General features: G+C 32.2%; 21 protein-coding genes. 15 read left to right on the top strand and 6 right to left on the bottom strand.

All coding sequences use genetic code 11. The features are described from left to right. Positions 1 to 33: 33 nt before the first annotated feature. Both V192_RS22820 and V192_RS0106020 read left to right on the top strand, forming a co-directional pair. The gene (locus V192_RS22820) at positions 34 to 297 is read left to right on the top strand and encodes an SPASM domain-containing protein (protein WP_420834555.1); all 264 of its coding nucleotides are present in this window, start codon (positions 34 to 36) and stop codon (positions 295 to 297) included. 182 nt (positions 298 to 479) lie between these two features. Next, positions 480 to 1,676, top strand: coding sequence for an MFS transporter (locus V192_RS0106020; protein ID WP_025869964.1), 1,197 nt, complete (start codon positions 480 to 482; stop codon positions 1,674 to 1,676). A gap of 268 nt (positions 1,677 to 1,944) precedes the next feature. On the opposite strand, the gene V192_RS21995 is transcribed toward V192_RS0106020, so the two are convergent. The 3 genes from V192_RS21995 to V192_RS0106010 form a co-directional block, all read right to left on the bottom strand. After that, on the bottom strand, positions 1,945 to 2,133 hold the full coding sequence (locus V192_RS21995) for a VOC family protein (RefSeq protein WP_239644586.1): 189 nt from the start codon (positions 2,131 to 2,133) through the stop codon (positions 1,945 to 1,947). Further along, positions 2,130 to 2,300, bottom strand: coding sequence for a hypothetical protein (locus tag V192_RS21990; protein WP_239644585.1), 171 nt, complete (start codon positions 2,298 to 2,300; stop codon positions 2,130 to 2,132). The genes V192_RS21995 and V192_RS21990 overlap by 4 nt, the downstream gene beginning before the upstream one ends. 64 nt (positions 2,301 to 2,364) lie before the next feature. After that, positions 2,365 to 3,138, bottom strand: coding sequence for a helix-turn-helix domain-containing protein (locus tag V192_RS0106010; protein ID WP_025869961.1), 774 nt, complete (start codon positions 3,136 to 3,138; stop codon positions 2,365 to 2,367). Between the two features lie 291 nt (positions 3,139 to 3,429). On the opposite strand from V192_RS0106010, the gene V192_RS0106005 reads away from it, so the two are divergent. The 13 genes from V192_RS0106005 (at position 3,430) to V192_RS0105940 (ending at position 10,860) form a co-directional block, all read left to right on the top strand. Next, positions 3,430 to 3,696, top strand: a complete 267-nt coding sequence (locus V192_RS0106005) for a DUF3130 family protein (RefSeq protein ID WP_025869959.1) — start codon at positions 3,430 to 3,432, stop codon at positions 3,694 to 3,696. Between the two features lie 7 nt (positions 3,697 to 3,703). After that, positions 3,704 to 4,066, top strand: coding sequence for a hypothetical protein (locus V192_RS0106000; RefSeq protein ID WP_025869957.1), 363 nt, complete (start codon positions 3,704 to 3,706; stop codon positions 4,064 to 4,066). Beyond that, positions 4,059 to 4,265: a hypothetical protein gene (locus tag V192_RS0105995; RefSeq protein WP_025869955.1), complete on the top strand. Its 207-nt coding sequence runs from the start codon at positions 4,059 to 4,061 to the stop codon at positions 4,263 to 4,265. The genes V192_RS0106000 and V192_RS0105995 overlap by 8 nt, the downstream gene beginning before the upstream one ends. Positions 4,266 to 4,294: 29 nt before the next feature. Next, the gene (locus V192_RS21735) at positions 4,295 to 5,593 is read left to right on the top strand and encodes a CdiA family toxin C-terminal domain-containing protein (protein ID WP_025869953.1); all 1,299 of its coding nucleotides are present in this window, start codon (positions 4,295 to 4,297) and stop codon (positions 5,591 to 5,593) included. 11 nt (positions 5,594 to 5,604) lie between these two features. Continuing rightward, positions 5,605 to 5,991 (top strand): hypothetical protein, encoded by a 387-nt coding sequence (locus V192_RS0105985; protein WP_025869951.1) that lies wholly within the window; start codon positions 5,605 to 5,607, stop codon positions 5,989 to 5,991. 59 nt (positions 5,992 to 6,050) lie between these two features. After that, entirely contained in the window at positions 6,051 to 6,347 is a 297-nt protein-coding gene (locus tag V192_RS0105980; RefSeq protein WP_239644584.1) for a DUF1871 family protein, read from the top strand. Positions 6,348 to 6,471: 124 nt separating this feature from the next. Continuing rightward, complete coding sequence (locus tag V192_RS21155) at positions 6,472 to 7,017, top strand: hypothetical protein (RefSeq protein ID WP_239644583.1); 546 nt, start codon at positions 6,472 to 6,474, stop codon at positions 7,015 to 7,017. A gap of 370 nt (positions 7,018 to 7,387) precedes the next feature. Continuing rightward, positions 7,388 to 7,909: a hypothetical protein gene (locus tag V192_RS0105970; RefSeq protein WP_025869942.1), complete on the top strand. Its 522-nt coding sequence runs from the start codon at positions 7,388 to 7,390 to the stop codon at positions 7,907 to 7,909. A gap of 13 nt (positions 7,910 to 7,922) precedes the next feature. Then, positions 7,923 to 8,285 carry a hypothetical protein gene (locus tag V192_RS0105965; protein ID WP_025869940.1) on the top strand — a complete coding sequence of 121 codons (363 nt, stop codon included), beginning with the start codon at positions 7,923 to 7,925 and terminating at the stop codon, positions 8,283 to 8,285. 256 nt (positions 8,286 to 8,541) lie between these two features. Then, positions 8,542 to 8,823, top strand: coding sequence for a hypothetical protein (locus V192_RS0105960; RefSeq protein WP_025869938.1), 282 nt, complete (start codon positions 8,542 to 8,544; stop codon positions 8,821 to 8,823). 542 nt (positions 8,824 to 9,365) lie between these two features. Next, complete coding sequence (locus tag V192_RS0105950; protein WP_025869933.1) at positions 9,366 to 9,593, top strand: helix-turn-helix domain-containing protein; 228 nt, start codon at positions 9,366 to 9,368, stop codon at positions 9,591 to 9,593. A gap of 100 nt (positions 9,594 to 9,693) precedes the next feature. Continuing rightward, complete coding sequence (locus V192_RS0105945; RefSeq protein WP_025869931.1) at positions 9,694 to 9,927, top strand: helix-turn-helix domain-containing protein; 234 nt, start codon at positions 9,694 to 9,696, stop codon at positions 9,925 to 9,927. Positions 9,928 to 10,290: 363 nt separating this feature from the next. Continuing rightward, on the top strand, positions 10,291 to 10,860 hold the full coding sequence (locus V192_RS0105940; RefSeq protein WP_025869929.1) for an antirestriction protein ArdA: 570 nt from the start codon (positions 10,291 to 10,293) through the stop codon (positions 10,858 to 10,860). A 30-nt stretch (positions 10,861 to 10,890) separates the two neighbouring features. Here V192_RS0105940 and V192_RS0105935 read toward each other — a convergent pair whose 3' ends face one another. Genes V192_RS0105935 through V192_RS0105925 form a run of 3 tightly spaced genes read right to left on the bottom strand, consistent with a single transcriptional unit; the run spans position 10,891 to position 13,534 of the window. Further along, positions 10,891 to 11,712, bottom strand: a complete 822-nt coding sequence (locus tag V192_RS0105935; RefSeq protein ID WP_025869927.1) for an S-4TM family putative pore-forming effector — start codon at positions 11,710 to 11,712, stop codon at positions 10,891 to 10,893. Positions 11,713 to 11,714: 2 nt separating this feature from the next. Beyond that, on the bottom strand, positions 11,715 to 12,362 hold the full coding sequence (locus V192_RS0105930) for an SEC-C metal-binding domain-containing protein (protein ID WP_025869924.1): 648 nt from the start codon (positions 12,360 to 12,362) through the stop codon (positions 11,715 to 11,717). Next, the gene (locus tag V192_RS0105925) at positions 12,359 to 13,534 is read right to left on the bottom strand and encodes a nucleotidyltransferase domain-containing protein (RefSeq protein WP_025869922.1); all 1,176 of its coding nucleotides are present in this window, start codon (positions 13,532 to 13,534) and stop codon (positions 12,359 to 12,361) included. The genes V192_RS0105930 and V192_RS0105925 overlap by 4 nt, the downstream gene beginning before the upstream one ends. Positions 13,535 to 13,648 lie beyond the last annotated feature (114 nt).

The raw sequence follows: 13,648 nt of genomic DNA, 5'->3' as shown, positions 1-13,648 counted from the left end.
AGGTAACTGTGGAGCAGGTTATAAACATTAAAGATCAAACCGAATATGGTGGTAACGCCTTGTGCTATGATGCGGTTGAACATTGGTAATTTGAAGCAAGAATCACTTAAAACAATTTTAAATAGAAGTTTCAAGTTGTTTTCAAAATTAGAATTTCCGGATTCAAAACAGTGTTCTACATGTTCAGAAGAAAATTATTGTAAAAGATGTATTTCAGAAGCCATTATAAGAAAAGATTCAGTTAGTGTATGTAACTGGGAAGTGAAACACCAAGGGATACTGTGTAAAATTATTTGATCTTGTATACGAGATTTATAAAAAGATTTAGTGGTGAAAAATAAGATGATACTATCAGTGATAGTGTATCATTATGAGGAGAATCCGTTTATGAACATTTAAAATTACTTTACTTTGAAAGAATAAAGAAAAAAATCAAAGAGACAAATTTCTGTTTCTCGATAAGTAAAGGTGAGAAAAAAATGGAAAAAAATAAAGCATTCAAAAAGCTTGTTATCGGTCAAATGTTTGCGAATATTGGCGATATTATATATACAATTGCTGTCGTGAGTTCGGTTTTTACACTAACAAACTCTGCGTTAGCTGCTTCTTTAGCACCAGTTATTATGACTGTTGGGACAGTATTTTCAGGAGTGTTGACACCGGTTTTGATTAATTATGCTACATTGACAGAAGTTTTACGGAAAACGCAATTGTTTAAAACATTTATATTAATAGGATTAGCTGTGTATTTGAATTTAAAAGTAAATAATGAAAACTTGTTCTTTTTATATACATTTATTTTTAGTATTTCTTTTTTAGATGGTTGTGCAGAACCAATCACCAGGGCACTTATACCTCATTATGCTGAAAAGTCTTATTTGATACGTGCGAATAGTATTTTCAGTACAATGCTTCAAATTGTCAGTATCGGAGGTTGGGCAGTGGGCTCTTCTTTATTGATACTTTTCTCTATTTCAGGCCTGATTTGGATCAATGTTGGTATCTTTGCTATTGCTACTTTAGCTTTTTGGTATTTACCAACCGTTTCTACGACTGATAATGCTGATGAAGATAGATGGAAAAACTTGATTTGTGGATGGCAGGAAATACGCAAACAACCTATTATATTTACAATTGTGAGTATGGATATACTTGAGAGTATTGCAAATACGGCGTGGATTTCAGCCGTTGTATTGGTTTTTGTGAAAGATGTTTTACACGTTTCAGAGAACTGGTGGGGCTATATTAATGCTACTTATTTTCTCGGCGCTGCTCTGGGAAGTATGCTTGTATTTTATTTAAATGTAATGGTCGATAAAAATAAATCTAAAGTAATAGTCATCAGTTCGATCCTAGGCGGAGTTATTACATTCCTCGTTGCTTTAGGAGGAAATCCACTTCTTATTTTAGTCTATTCAATTCTAATAGGTGTTTTTATGCAAGTTAAGAATATCCCTCAGGCGACAATCTTACAACAGAAGGTTGATAGAAATAAATTAACATCTGTGTATGCTGCAACAGGTATATTAAATACTGCAACCTTTTCTTTATCGTCATTGTTAATGGGGGCTGTAGCAGATACGTTAGGTGTGAATATTGTTTTTGTCTTTTCAGGAATACTACTATTTGTAGTTGCCTTTATAGCGAGAAATAAAAGAAAATTATTAGATGAGTAGGCAAAAGGAGTAAACTGTCAATTCAGCTAATAGTAATGAAGCTAGTTTATAGAATTATAAGTGACCATTATGAGATCTGAAGGGAAGTCTGCCGCAGGCCTCTTTTTTTGTTGAAAAAGATTGTACTAAATGAATAAAAAAGCCGTGGCCTCTTTTTCAGTAAAGGATTCATGGCTTTATTAATAGATGTAATTTGATAAATTAAAGTCAGAATTGCTAAAACGACGAATCACCTATTCGTTGTTTTAGCATTAAGTACTGTCTAAATCTACTCTTGATCATATAACCAATAGAACGATAACTTATTACCATCAGGATCAGAGAAATCAACGTATCGAAGAATACCAGGTACATCCTCTATCACCTCGTCAACGATTACGCCAAGTGATTTTAACCGTTCAAATTCTTTGTCTAAGTCTTCTACTCCTAAACGTAAACCATTCTCTGAAACATTCATTTTTCTTCGAAAAGTTGAATCCAAATAGAACCAACTGGATACTCGATAACGCCTTCAACAGGGTTGATTTTTTCATCACTCATAAGAAGCTTTTCATACCAAAGTGCAGATTCCTCCAAATTACTTACTGGTAGACCTACAGTGACACTCTTTACATTTAAACTCATAACTATTTCCTCCATTCCATCAACTTACGACTAGTTTATCATCTCACGGTCAAATAATATTATCCTAGATTGTGTTCTTTAAACGAGAGATCAAAAGTTTCCCCACATTCACTAATATTGGCGGGTCTTCTGGTATTGGTTCTCTCAGTTTGATCGTATAATGATTACCAGAACAGTTTGGAAAAGATAACTTGTCATCTTCTTTCCCCCTCAAGCTATTGCCTAAGTTAAAGTAAGATAGAATATTATTAGAACGGCTTATCCCGCAAGCTAATAGATAATAGTCTCCACTTGGAATATTTTTCAATGTATTTCCGATTAAATTTTTAGTAGCTAATCCAGATATAGGCATATGATTCGGTATAAGTGTCCGGAAAAGTCCGATAAATATAATCCCCGTTTCAAATCCATCAGGTACGTCAATCGTTACGGTGCAAAAAGAATGACTCTTTTCTTCAAAATGCGTGATTGACTGATTCTCATCATCCGTTTCAAAACGTTTCATATCATCAAAAAGTGCACTCATTTCCGTTTTGTACGCTCTAGGAGAACTACCTGTATATTTTTTAAACGTATTCGTGAAACTACCGCTGCTTTCAAAACCTGAACGTTCTTGTAGGTCGAGTATTCGCTTTTCTTCATCTAGTTCAAAGATCGCCTTTTCAACTTTTAAACTAGAGAGAAATTCGGCAACACTGAATCCATTGATTTCTTTAAATTTCCGACTAAAGTGATGTTTATCATAACCAAAGTGAACGGCAATTTCCTCACTGGTCATTTTTCTACTGACAGCTTCTTCTGAAATGAAAGAAAGAATTTCAGGCATTTTTGTTTTCATTTTTGTTCCTCCTTTTCAGAGTGCTATTTTCTAAAGGTCTTATCAATAATCTATATCAACTACTTAGTTTACACAAAAAGAAAGAGTTTTCCAATAACATTTAAGCGATTCAATGGTTTATCAAAAAGTTACAGGAACACTGAATAATCTGATAAAGTCTATAGTTTTCAATATGGTATTCTTATCTTACATAATATTTCCAAAAGCAATTATATGGTTGGGCAATTTAGCTAAAAAGATGAGTATTATGTAGTAGATAAAATTAACTAATTTATCAAAGGAGACATTCAGATGGCAGATAAAATCAGTACCGATGCAGCGACAGTAAATTCTTTAACAAGTAAATTTACAAGTAGTCTCTCATCCTTATCATTCAAACCAAAACAAGCAAGTAGCATGAGTTTTTCAGAAAGTAGCGCTGCCAGTGCAATGAAAAGCAGTGTTTCTTCTCTTAGTACCATCGTGTCAACGTTTAAAAACAACGCGTCTAAAGACATTGGAAACTTAGAAAAAATACATCAAGCCATCAAACAGGCTGAAAAAAATGCAGTAAAGTAGGTGCTTTATGGAAGAAAAACAACTACAAGTAAAAATCGAAGAATATGAAGAGCGAAAAACAGCGTTAAAGAAAAAGGATACCGAAAGTGATTTTCTAATCAACGATCTACAACGTGTTTATCAACAACAAGCTGAAATCTTAGAAGAATTTCTCTATTACAGCAAAGGAACAGAAGCAGAACGTTCAGCTAGGATAGATTTAGAAATGCTAGAAGACGAACGAACAGAAGCCTTCCGAACCTTTGATGCAGGAAAAGAAGAGCTAACAGAATTAGTCAGTCAAACAGAACGTAAAAAAATCCAAGCAGAAGACGACCTCCTATGGCTGCAGAAAAAGAAACAAGCACAAGAGGAGGAAAAAGATGCCTAAATTTAGATATACGGAATGGCAAAGTGTTGCCAGTGAAGTCCAAACGTTGCGTTTAACTGTGTTAGATCAACTAAATTCTTTTAAAGAGGCGCAACAAGCATTTCAAAGTGCAGGGAAATTATCTGGTACAGGTTGGGCGTCTACCAAAAGTTATTTCGATGCTTACTCAGAAGTGTCAACGACAGTGGCAATGCCTTAAACACTCTTGATGATGCGATTACCTCTTATTTGAGCGCCTTTACCTCAGAAGTTGGACCAGCAGAAAATGATTTAGATACCGCAAAAATGGAAGGATTGAAAGCTGAGTTACGTCGTCTACAAGCAGAAAATGATGTGATTATGGAAGCTTTAGCGAAAACTTTTGAAGATGTCCCATTTGTGAATCAATTTTTTAATAAGAGAAGTATGCTAGGAACTGCTAAGAAAATTGAAATTCTCGAAAAATATAGCGCCTTTGAAGCAGCACATGGCAGTGATTTCTCAGATGTCCAAACAGTTATTGCTTCGATTGCTGAAGGCTTAGCCTTTCTAGGAAGTGCTGGGAATTTTTCAGGCGGCAAAGATGGCTATAAAATCATTGATTTTAAAAATCAAAAATGGTATAAAGCACTAAAGGACTTTAACAAAGCACAACCGAAAGATCGACTCGATGTGGTCATCAAAGAATTATCAAATGGTGTCGAATATCAGATTTATCGTAATGGGAAATTGGATGTTCAAAAAACAAAAGAGTTACATGAATTGTTTCGTGTCCATAATATTGAATTATTTAAAGAGTATGGACCGGAGATTTTTAAAATCCTTACGAATATTGATGATATTGAGATCCTGCTTGCGAAAGATTCGACGACGATGCAGCGCTCATCCTCTGGAGTGTTCTTACTACTCGCAGTATTGCCGATCGATCGAGTGAAGGATATTTTGAAGTCGGCTAAGTTGCTTAGAAATGGTGATTATACGCTTGATGCGATTAAGCTGACTGCTAAAGAGTGGGAAGCGTTGAAAGAGTTTGAGAGGTCAGCGGATGTTGTTAAGACTGTTGATAGAGGGAAAGATGTAGGGAAAGTTAGTGGAGTGAATGATTTTAAATTTGGTGAAAATGTAAAGAATCATTTAAAGAATGTGGAAAATGTCAACACTAAAAAAGGTATTATTGGTGGACATAATTTGGATGAGTTTAATAGTGCTTTAAGAAGTCAAGGGGTATCTTTAGATGATTTGATTATATCTAAAAAACCACATCCTTCCATTGCGGGCATCTACGAAATTGAATATCGGATACCAAAAAAGGATATAACAGGCGGAATTGCAAAACCAATTTCTTACAAGAATATTGACACACCAAAAACAGTTTATGATCCATCTGTTTTTTCAGAAACAGAAATCTATAACTTAGGTGTAGAAGCGATGCAAAACGGAAAAATTATAGGTGGAAGAGTTGAAGGTACTGCTTCTAATGGACTGGGGTTTATTGGTTATTTAGATGAAGCAGGAAATGTAAAAAACTTTTTCCCAATTTTAGACTAAGGAGACGGAAAATGAACTATGTAATTTTAGAAGACCAAGCTGATAAAAAAATGATTTTAGATGATATATTTTTTGAAATAGCTCATAGAAAATTAGGAATTGAAAAAGCTCTTAAAAAGTTCTCTCAGCAGGAAGGGTATATTGTCGAAGGTAAGGCAATTTGCTTTAGAGGAGATTTAGATGAGTATGAGTTATCACAATTAAAAATACCTTTAGATGATAAACATATTTTGGTTGATGTAGAGGCTGATTATTCAAGCGTAACTCAAAATAGTCAAGCCTATATTACGTTCAAAGAATTTTACAGCTACTTAGAAAAATACCTAAAAAGCTATGTAACTTTAGATGATAGAATATATAACTTGCTTTTAGATGTAAAAAAAGGGTTGGAAATCTAAAAAATCCCTTGTAGCAGTTCAAAACAATATTTATATATTGGGATAACGAAAGAATAAATATGAAGGGAAATAAATCCATAAAAGAAATTGTTTGGAAAGTACGCAAAATTATGTATGATAAAGTTGAAAAAATAATTAATGAATGGGATCCGATTGATTTATTTCCAATGGCTCCCAAAGATGAGTATAGCCAAGAAATAAAACAAGTTGTGAATGTTTTAAAGAAAAAGGAACGATTATCAGCAGAAAACTTAGCGAATACATTAAAGATAATTTTTGTAGAATCGTTTGGTGATGACATGTTTTTCAGAGACAACGAACTTGACATTGCTAATAAGTTATTAAACTTAGAATAAATAAAAAAATTACTCTAATAGAAGGAGAATTAAAATAGAACAATATAGATATACTATATCAGGTGAATATAAAGATTGGTGTGAAATTTATAAAAATGATAGTCTCATTCACAGTGGCTCATTATTGGGAATTGTAAAAAAGGTAAATAATGAAATTCTCTTAAAAGTGAATTATGGTACTGAACAATATTTTTACTCGGTTTTGAAAAGATTCAATGATCTTGTAGTAGCAGTACCGCGAGACTCTGATGTTGTTCAAAGCGAATATAAATATCAACCTATATTATTTGATCCTCAAGAGTTTCAAACATTTATTGACAATATTTATTTTGATGAAAAACTATTAGAAAATCTGTCAAGAGTATCTAAAGAGGATATAATAAATATGTGGTTGTTATCCAATCCCAAGCGCAAAAATTATTCTAATATATCTGAAATGAGGCAAGATGTATTAGATAATATATTATTTTTTTCTGATGATAATTACGATATGACTTATCTAAAAGAGAGTATCAATGCTTCAAAATTTTCAATTAATCCAATTTCTATTGAACATGAATCAATAATAATTTACATGGATAGTGAAGAAGGAGTCTATGAATGGAATAGCTTAATAAAAATAGATAATAAGGTATATTTAAAAATAGATAATAATTATTATATAAAGTAACTACACTATTGAATAAATTCAAGTTTCTAGAGCATTATTCAATTCAAAAAAAGTCTAGAGGAAATTCTTCTAGGCTTTTTTGAATTAGAAATGGATGCTACTAGACACAAAGGAAATGCTACACAGAACTAAATGACTTTAACAAAGCCCAACCGAAAGACCGGATCGATGTGGTCATCAAGGAATTATCGAATGGCGTTGAATATCAGATTTATCGTAATGGAAAACTGGATGTTCAAAAAACAAAAGAGTTACACGAACTGTTTCGTGTCCATAATATTGAATTATTTAAAGAGTATGGACCGGAGATTTTTAAAATCCTTACGAATATCGATATATTGAGATCCTGCTTGCGAAAGATTCGACGACGATGCAGCGCTCATCTTCTGGTGTGTTCTTACTACTCGCAGTATTGCCGATCGATCGAGTGAAGGATATTTTGAAGTCGGCTAAGCTAATGAGAAATGGTGATTATACGCTAGACGCGATTAAGCTGACTGCTAAAGAGTGGGAAGCGTTGAAAGAGTTTGAGAGGTCAGCGGATGTTGTTAAGACTGTTGATAGAGGGAAAGATGTAGGGAAAGCTGGAATTAATTTTGGAAGTTCTGAAAAATTAGAGATTCATTTTTCAAAACATGGTTCTGAAATGAAGCAGGCTTTAAACAAAAAAAATTACACTATAGCCGATTATTTAAGTGATGCAAATCATGTAATTAATGAAGGGCAATTTGTTCCCGAAATGAACGGATATATCAAACTTATTAGTGGTGAAGGCAGTGCCAAATATGCTTTTGTAGGATTAGATAGGACAACTGGTAATATAACAACGTTACATTTGAAATCTGTAAAAGAGCAGGCTAAAAAAGCACCTAGCTTGGGCTTAAAACCATAGGAGGATATATATAATGATTATTGTAAAAAAAGTAAATTGGATAGATATAGATTCAAAAGAGGCAGATATTTTACTTTCAGATGGTACGTATTCCATTGAATGTTTTTGTAGTGATTGTACTCTTTCAGAAGGTGACGCATTTTCAGATATTCTTTATGGATTTAATGTTAGAAATATCGTGAAAAACTTCAATGAGGAATACGTAATAGATCAAAAAAATGGTAACTACTCTATTCAAGGGAAACTTGTAGATAAGGACAGTGAGATTTTACAAATAGGAGAGCTTAAAATAGATATATCTGATGGCGATATACCTAAGGACATTGACAAAAATGATTATGTAGAAGTTGATATTTCAAGAATTGATATTTATTAAAATAGTTGTTTTTTCACTTCCCTAAAGTATTATTCAACTCAAAAAAAGTCCTAAATACAGGAAAAACGATAGGCTTCTATTTTAATCTGAGTGTTTAGAGGAAGGGGATAGAATACTAAAGAAGTATAGAAAAATTTTGTCTAAAGAAGCGAATGGGTAGGAAAAGATAAACTTGGTAAGGCTTAGATATGAGTTTTTAAAGACGAAAAGAAATGGGACCTTTTCCTCGTATTAATAAAGGAGGGGAGAATTAATAATGAGTATAATAGAAAAATTCTTGCAAGCAGAAATAAACGAGCAAGAGCTATACGAAGCAATAATTGAATTTATTAGTTCTTATGAAATTAGAAGTGGCGAGTTTGAAGGAAACGAGTATATTATAAAGAAACTGGATCGATTGAATTTCTTGGTTTTTCCAGAATATGAAATCAATAATCAGTGTGAAATTCCATTTGTAGAATGCTTATACAAAGATGAACTAATTACAAAAATAAATGAATATGCACGAGAAAAAAATTTGAATGTAGTGGATGTTTAATACATGACTAAAATAATGAGGTCTAGAGGAAATTTCTCTAGGCTTCTTTTGTTGAAAATGAGTTGTGCCGAAACACAACAAACAAGTAGTTAGATAGCAAACTACTTGTTTAAATTTATCGTTCATCAATATTAGTTCGGCAAATACTGATGAACTTTAAAATCCTATTTGCTGCTAGGAGTTTAAAGCAAAATGTTTTTCAGTTTTTCTTTGGTTTTGAGTTTGTGTGTTTCTTGAGTTAATGTTTTTAGTATTTGCTCATGCTCATAAAAGAGGTTATCGGGAATAAAATGGTTTTGGGTGTTGTTTTTTAGTGAACTGAATGTTTCGTGCCAGTTCTTTAATAGTTGGATTGAATGATTTAGTTTATGTAGATCTTGATAGGTGATCATTTTTACTGGGTGAGCCATGTTGAACCTCCTAATGATTTCTATTTTTTTCATTCATTGCTTTTGCTCTTAAACCTATTTTAGAGTTTATTGCTCTAAAAGTCAATAGAGTTTATAACTCTATCGTAAAATAATTAGAAAAGGAGACAAGTCATGCAGTATATAAAGCGGATAAGAGAATTACGTGAAGATAATGATTATACACAGAGAGAAGTTGCAGCGCTGTTGGGTGTGGGGCAGAGGACTTATGCTGATTATGAATATGGAAAAACGAGAATCCCTTTAGATTCCATGATTATCTTAGCCAAATTTTATGACGTTGATATGAATTATATTTGTGGGATTAGTCATGTGAAGAACTCATTTCCTAAAAAAAGTTAGTTTAATACTAAATGATAGATAGTTAAGTTAAGAGTTTATAGCTCTAAAGTATAATTGAGTTTATAACTCTAGGATAGAATAATCAAAAAGAGGGATGGCTATGGATTATATTAAGCGAATAAGGGCATTACGTGAGGATAACGATTATACACAGAGAGAAGTTGCAGCGCTGTTAAATGTGGGTCAGAGAACTTATGCTGATTATGAGTATGGCAAGACGAGAATCCCTTTAGAATCTATGATTAGACTTGCTAAATTTTATAATGTTGATATGAATTATATTTGTGGGGTTAGTGATGTGAAAGAAAGTTTTTCTAATAATAAAGGGAAGTAAATTTGCAAATAAATATGAATAAATTATCTTTCTCTTCATAACAAGACAAGATTTTAGATGTCATTAATACTATTTTAGATATTGAGAAAAATAATTAAAGTCCATGAGTGAATAGAAGCTTGCATACGCAAGCTTCTTTTTTATGTGTTTTTATTTTCCAACCTTATGTCTTTCTATCATGTTCCATTCTGCCCTTTCGAGTTCGGACGATGTAATTTAGAAATTTTGTTTGATTACCTACAAGGAATCAGGCGAGCCTTCGAATACTTCGTCCTTTCCATCAAACAAAAAAAGTACTGTGTCAATTGCGCCTCAGCTCAAAACAAAATGGGTGGTCAAAAAGAGACGAAGAGGAAGAATAAGATGGAATTAGTAAAAGTAACGGAAGAAATGATGATGGAGCAAGACGGAAAAAGAGTTGGCGGAGATAGCGATCATTGGATATATTTAACTAATTTGAAAGCTTATAATGAAGGGTTTTTATTAGGTGTGTATTTACACTTTCCATTTGATGAGGAAGACTTGGCACAAGCTTATCAAACGATTTGTGTGGGAAATGAGTTTGTAGATGAATTTGGTTATTCGTACGAGGAATATTTTATTACGGATTATGATGTGCCCTTTTCTGTTGGAGAGTATGATTTTCCTCAATCTTTAGCAGAAAGGTATGATGGTTTAGAGGAATATATGAGTTATCCAGATGAAGTTGTTCGGGTGATTGCGGAAAATAGAGGTGCTGAGGTAACTATTATTGAATTGGATGATACAGGAGTGAGCGACCATGAGAGGTTAGGATATGCTTTGGTAGATTTGGGATATTATGATATTCCTGAGCTTTTGGCGAATTACATAGATTATGAAGCTATTGGGAGGGATTATGATTTAGGGACTAGTGGGGAGTTTATAAATGAGTCCTATGTAGAATTTATATAGATAAAAAGATGACTCATTTAGGGTCATCTTTTATTTATCTGATCTAAAAACAGATACTTCTTCATGTATTTTTTTAGTTTGGAAAAAATAAATTAGTTTATTGGACGTTCTAGAGATTGAGCGTTTTTTATCAATTTCAGATTGCAAGTAAATTAAATCAGTATCTTTATCACACAGCAAGTTTTCAATATTGGAATTTATGTTAGACGCTTTTTTCATGTTTACAAAAGTTGAGTATAGCTTTTTTGTAAATGATGCGAAGGTGACAAATAATCCAAATAACACTTCATAAAAAGTTAGTCCAGAAGTTGACAGTACAAGAAATAATACTCCTACAAATATTAATACGCAGAAATAAGCACTACTATTAATTCTTTTATCGAAATAAATGTTTTCTCTCATGGCTGATTTAATTGCTTGTTCTTGAGACATATTTTTTTCCACAGTTGTGTACCAATTTTTTACTCCTTTAGGTTTATCAATTCCAGAATTGCTAGTTTGTCTTTTAAAAAATTCCTTGTTCCTAGCTTCATATGTTTTAGATAGATGAATCAATTTTTCTTGAAAATCATTAGTCCATCCATATACATAATAATCAAAACTTTTTTTTAATTCCGCAGCAGTATCAGTAAACTTATCGATATAGTAGTCTAATATGAAAGAAGCGAGGAACCAAATCATCATCAAATAGTTCAAAAATATACTTTGCAAGAAAAAAATCTTAAGTATAGGAAGTGATAGAACAATAATCCATTGTATTATATCAATAGTATCGGCTCTATTATACAGCAATCTCGCTGTAGTTTGTATTCTCAGCGATTTGCTTTCATTTTGTTTTTCTAATACCTCCATAACTAACCTCCCTTTAGCAATATATAATCTTTTTTCATTTGTGCATGCTCTAATGGATTAGAAAGAATAGAGTTTAATGTGCTCCAATGACAATTTTTAAACTTCAAACCCGAATTACAGGGGCATTTTTTATTTCGGTATTCATTTTTTAATTTATTCACTTGCATAAGATTTGAAACTTGTTGATTTGTAGTCACATTAAAAACTTCTTTATATGTTTCTAAAATCCCTAAATTTCCATGTCCACGATCTCCATGTGGAAAAACCCCATATTTATTATAATACTCATACGTTCCTAAAAATTCAGCAATTAGAGAGATATACTTATCTAAAGAATAGTCAGGTTTCATTTTTCTTCTTATATCCAATTCTGTACCCAAACAAAACGTTCCCTTGGTATCAGGATTAACATGTGGAAAATTATTAACTCGCTTTTCTCCTGCTTCAAAGACAATAGGTAGCTCAATGGGATAATTTTTTGGAATTTCTAAGTGGATTTTGTAATCAATCAAAAAGTTTGCTCCATTAATTGCAACTTTAGCATCAAAATCGAATAACACAATAATTGATTTTTCTTGATTTGTAAAAGATGCTATTCTAATTCCGCCTAAAGAATTAAATAGATTTTTTACATGTGGAAAATCTATCATTTTACTCTCCATGGCTTGGATGAATTAGAAGTTACCGAAAATTGTTTTTTCTCTGTATCTGATACAGGTGAGTCAATCGCAAATGCATTATAAATCTCAGTGACACTTCTTTCTTCATTATTTTTTTCTATTAATGTTGCAAATGTATCTTGTAAATTATCAATCCAAATAAAGAAATCCTTAGCTTTAGTTTCATCTTCATTCCAAGAATTTAAAATATTATCTTTACCGTTTGCTGGATTATTTAATACCCACTGTCCCATATCACGAGTAATAATATCTGAAATTGCATATCCAGTAACATTCATTCTTTTAGATAAACTATTGGTAGGATAGTTTTTAAGTTGTTGTAGTTGTGTAATAACTTGTATTAGTAAATCTAATTCACTAGAAGTGGGTCTTAAATTTTTTGCTAGCTTTCCAATAATTGTTGTAATAATAATTGAAGAAGGTTTATTATCAGAGTTTCGGCGATAGTAGAAGACATCTCTAGTACGCTTTAATATTTTGATGATATTCAATAAATTATTGTTAAATTCATCCTCAGGCAGTTCTTCAATAGAAGCAGAAAAGCTATTATCGCGTTTTTCTAATAAGTATCTACTATGGAATTGTTGAATTTCATTTTCAAACCATGTTACGTATCCTTTAGGATTATTTGTTATCCAGTAATTGTTTTCTTCAAGAGTGTTAGGGATAGCCACAGAACTTTTAACCAAATGAGGATTCTCAGTTATGCCAGTTAATAGTTGAACTGTCCTGTAATCTTCAGGAACACTTGGGATTATATCAATAGAGAAATCTACCCCATCCTGTTCCTTAAATTCAATTGTAAAACATTTGTCTGACTCTTCAAAAGTATTTGAATATCTACTATCTTTCAAAGCATTTCTAAAGTATTCTTTTAGAATTTTAGGGCTAATTGATTCTTTCGTAACATTGACTTCACAAATAACATCAACATCGTAAGCACGGTCTCTGCCGTTTTTATAAGGTCGAATAGCTGTTTTAGTTGCAAATGAGCCTTGAGCGTAAAAAGAAATTTCTAATCCAGATTTTTCTTCTATTGATTTACAAACATTGGTGTAGAGGTCAATTGCCCTATCTCGTTGTGTCTTTGTTAAATCGACTTTTTCCAAGATTTTTTTCAGTTGTTCTTTTGTTTTTTCCATTTATTTCCCTCCAATTTTTTCTACATACATATCAACAATCTTTTTAACCTAAAAAAACAAACTAACGTTCTCATTTATTCTATCATAAATTGAGAATAAAATAAAGTTAGGGAA

Origin of the sequence: Enterococcus crotali (assembly GCF_000633635.1) — a bacterium.
Lineage (GTDB): Bacteria > Bacillota > Bacilli > Lactobacillales > Enterococcaceae > Enterococcus_L > Enterococcus_L crotali.
Note: the sequence above shows the minus strand (reverse complement) of the source record. Positions and strands in the feature narration are given on the sequence as shown.

Excerpts from the sequence above, each read along its gene's own strand:
- V192_RS0106005 (WP_025869959.1), top strand. The coding sequence starts at position 3,430 with ATGGCAGATAAAATCAGTACCGATGCAGCGACAGTAAATTCTTTAACA.
- V192_RS21990 (WP_239644585.1), bottom strand. The coding sequence starts at position 2,300 with ATGAGTTTAAATGTAAAGAGTGTCACTGTAGGTCTACCAGTAAGTAAT.
- V192_RS0106000 (WP_025869957.1), top strand. The coding sequence starts at position 3,704 with ATGGAAGAAAAACAACTACAAGTAAAAATCGAAGAATATGAAGAGCGA.
- V192_RS0106020 (WP_025869964.1), top strand. The coding sequence starts at position 480 with ATGGAAAAAAATAAAGCATTCAAAAAGCTTGTTATCGGTCAAATGTTT.
- V192_RS0105995 (WP_025869955.1), top strand. The coding sequence starts at position 4,059 with ATGCCTAAATTTAGATATACGGAATGGCAAAGTGTTGCCAGTGAAGTC.
- V192_RS0105930 (WP_025869924.1), bottom strand. The coding sequence starts at position 12,362 with ATGATAGATTTTCCACATGTAAAAAATCTATTTAATTCTTTAGGCGGA.
- V192_RS0105960 (WP_025869938.1), top strand. The coding sequence starts at position 8,542 with ATGAGTATAATAGAAAAATTCTTGCAAGCAGAAATAAACGAGCAAGAG.
- V192_RS0105970 (WP_025869942.1), top strand. The coding sequence starts at position 7,388 with ATGCAGCGCTCATCTTCTGGTGTGTTCTTACTACTCGCAGTATTGCCG.
- V192_RS21995 (WP_239644586.1), bottom strand. The coding sequence starts at position 2,133 with ATGAATGTTTCAGAGAATGGTTTACGTTTAGGAGTAGAAGACTTAGAC.
- V192_RS0105935 (WP_025869927.1), bottom strand. The coding sequence starts at position 11,712 with ATGGAGGTATTAGAAAAACAAAATGAAAGCAAATCGCTGAGAATACAA.
- V192_RS0105980 (WP_239644584.1), top strand. The coding sequence starts at position 6,051 with ATGAAGGGAAATAAATCCATAAAAGAAATTGTTTGGAAAGTACGCAAA.
- V192_RS0105965 (WP_025869940.1), top strand. The coding sequence starts at position 7,923 with ATGATTATTGTAAAAAAAGTAAATTGGATAGATATAGATTCAAAAGAG.
- V192_RS0105945 (WP_025869931.1), top strand. The coding sequence starts at position 9,694 with ATGGATTATATTAAGCGAATAAGGGCATTACGTGAGGATAACGATTAT.
- V192_RS0105950 (WP_025869933.1), top strand. The coding sequence starts at position 9,366 with ATGCAGTATATAAAGCGGATAAGAGAATTACGTGAAGATAATGATTAT.
- V192_RS0105985 (WP_025869951.1), top strand. The coding sequence starts at position 5,605 with ATGAACTATGTAATTTTAGAAGACCAAGCTGATAAAAAAATGATTTTA.
- V192_RS0105940 (WP_025869929.1), top strand. The coding sequence starts at position 10,291 with ATGGAATTAGTAAAAGTAACGGAAGAAATGATGATGGAGCAAGACGGA.
- V192_RS0106010 (WP_025869961.1), bottom strand. The coding sequence starts at position 3,138 with ATGAAAACAAAAATGCCTGAAATTCTTTCTTTCATTTCAGAAGAAGCT.
- V192_RS0105925 (WP_025869922.1), bottom strand. The coding sequence starts at position 13,534 with ATGGAAAAAACAAAAGAACAACTGAAAAAAATCTTGGAAAAAGTCGAT.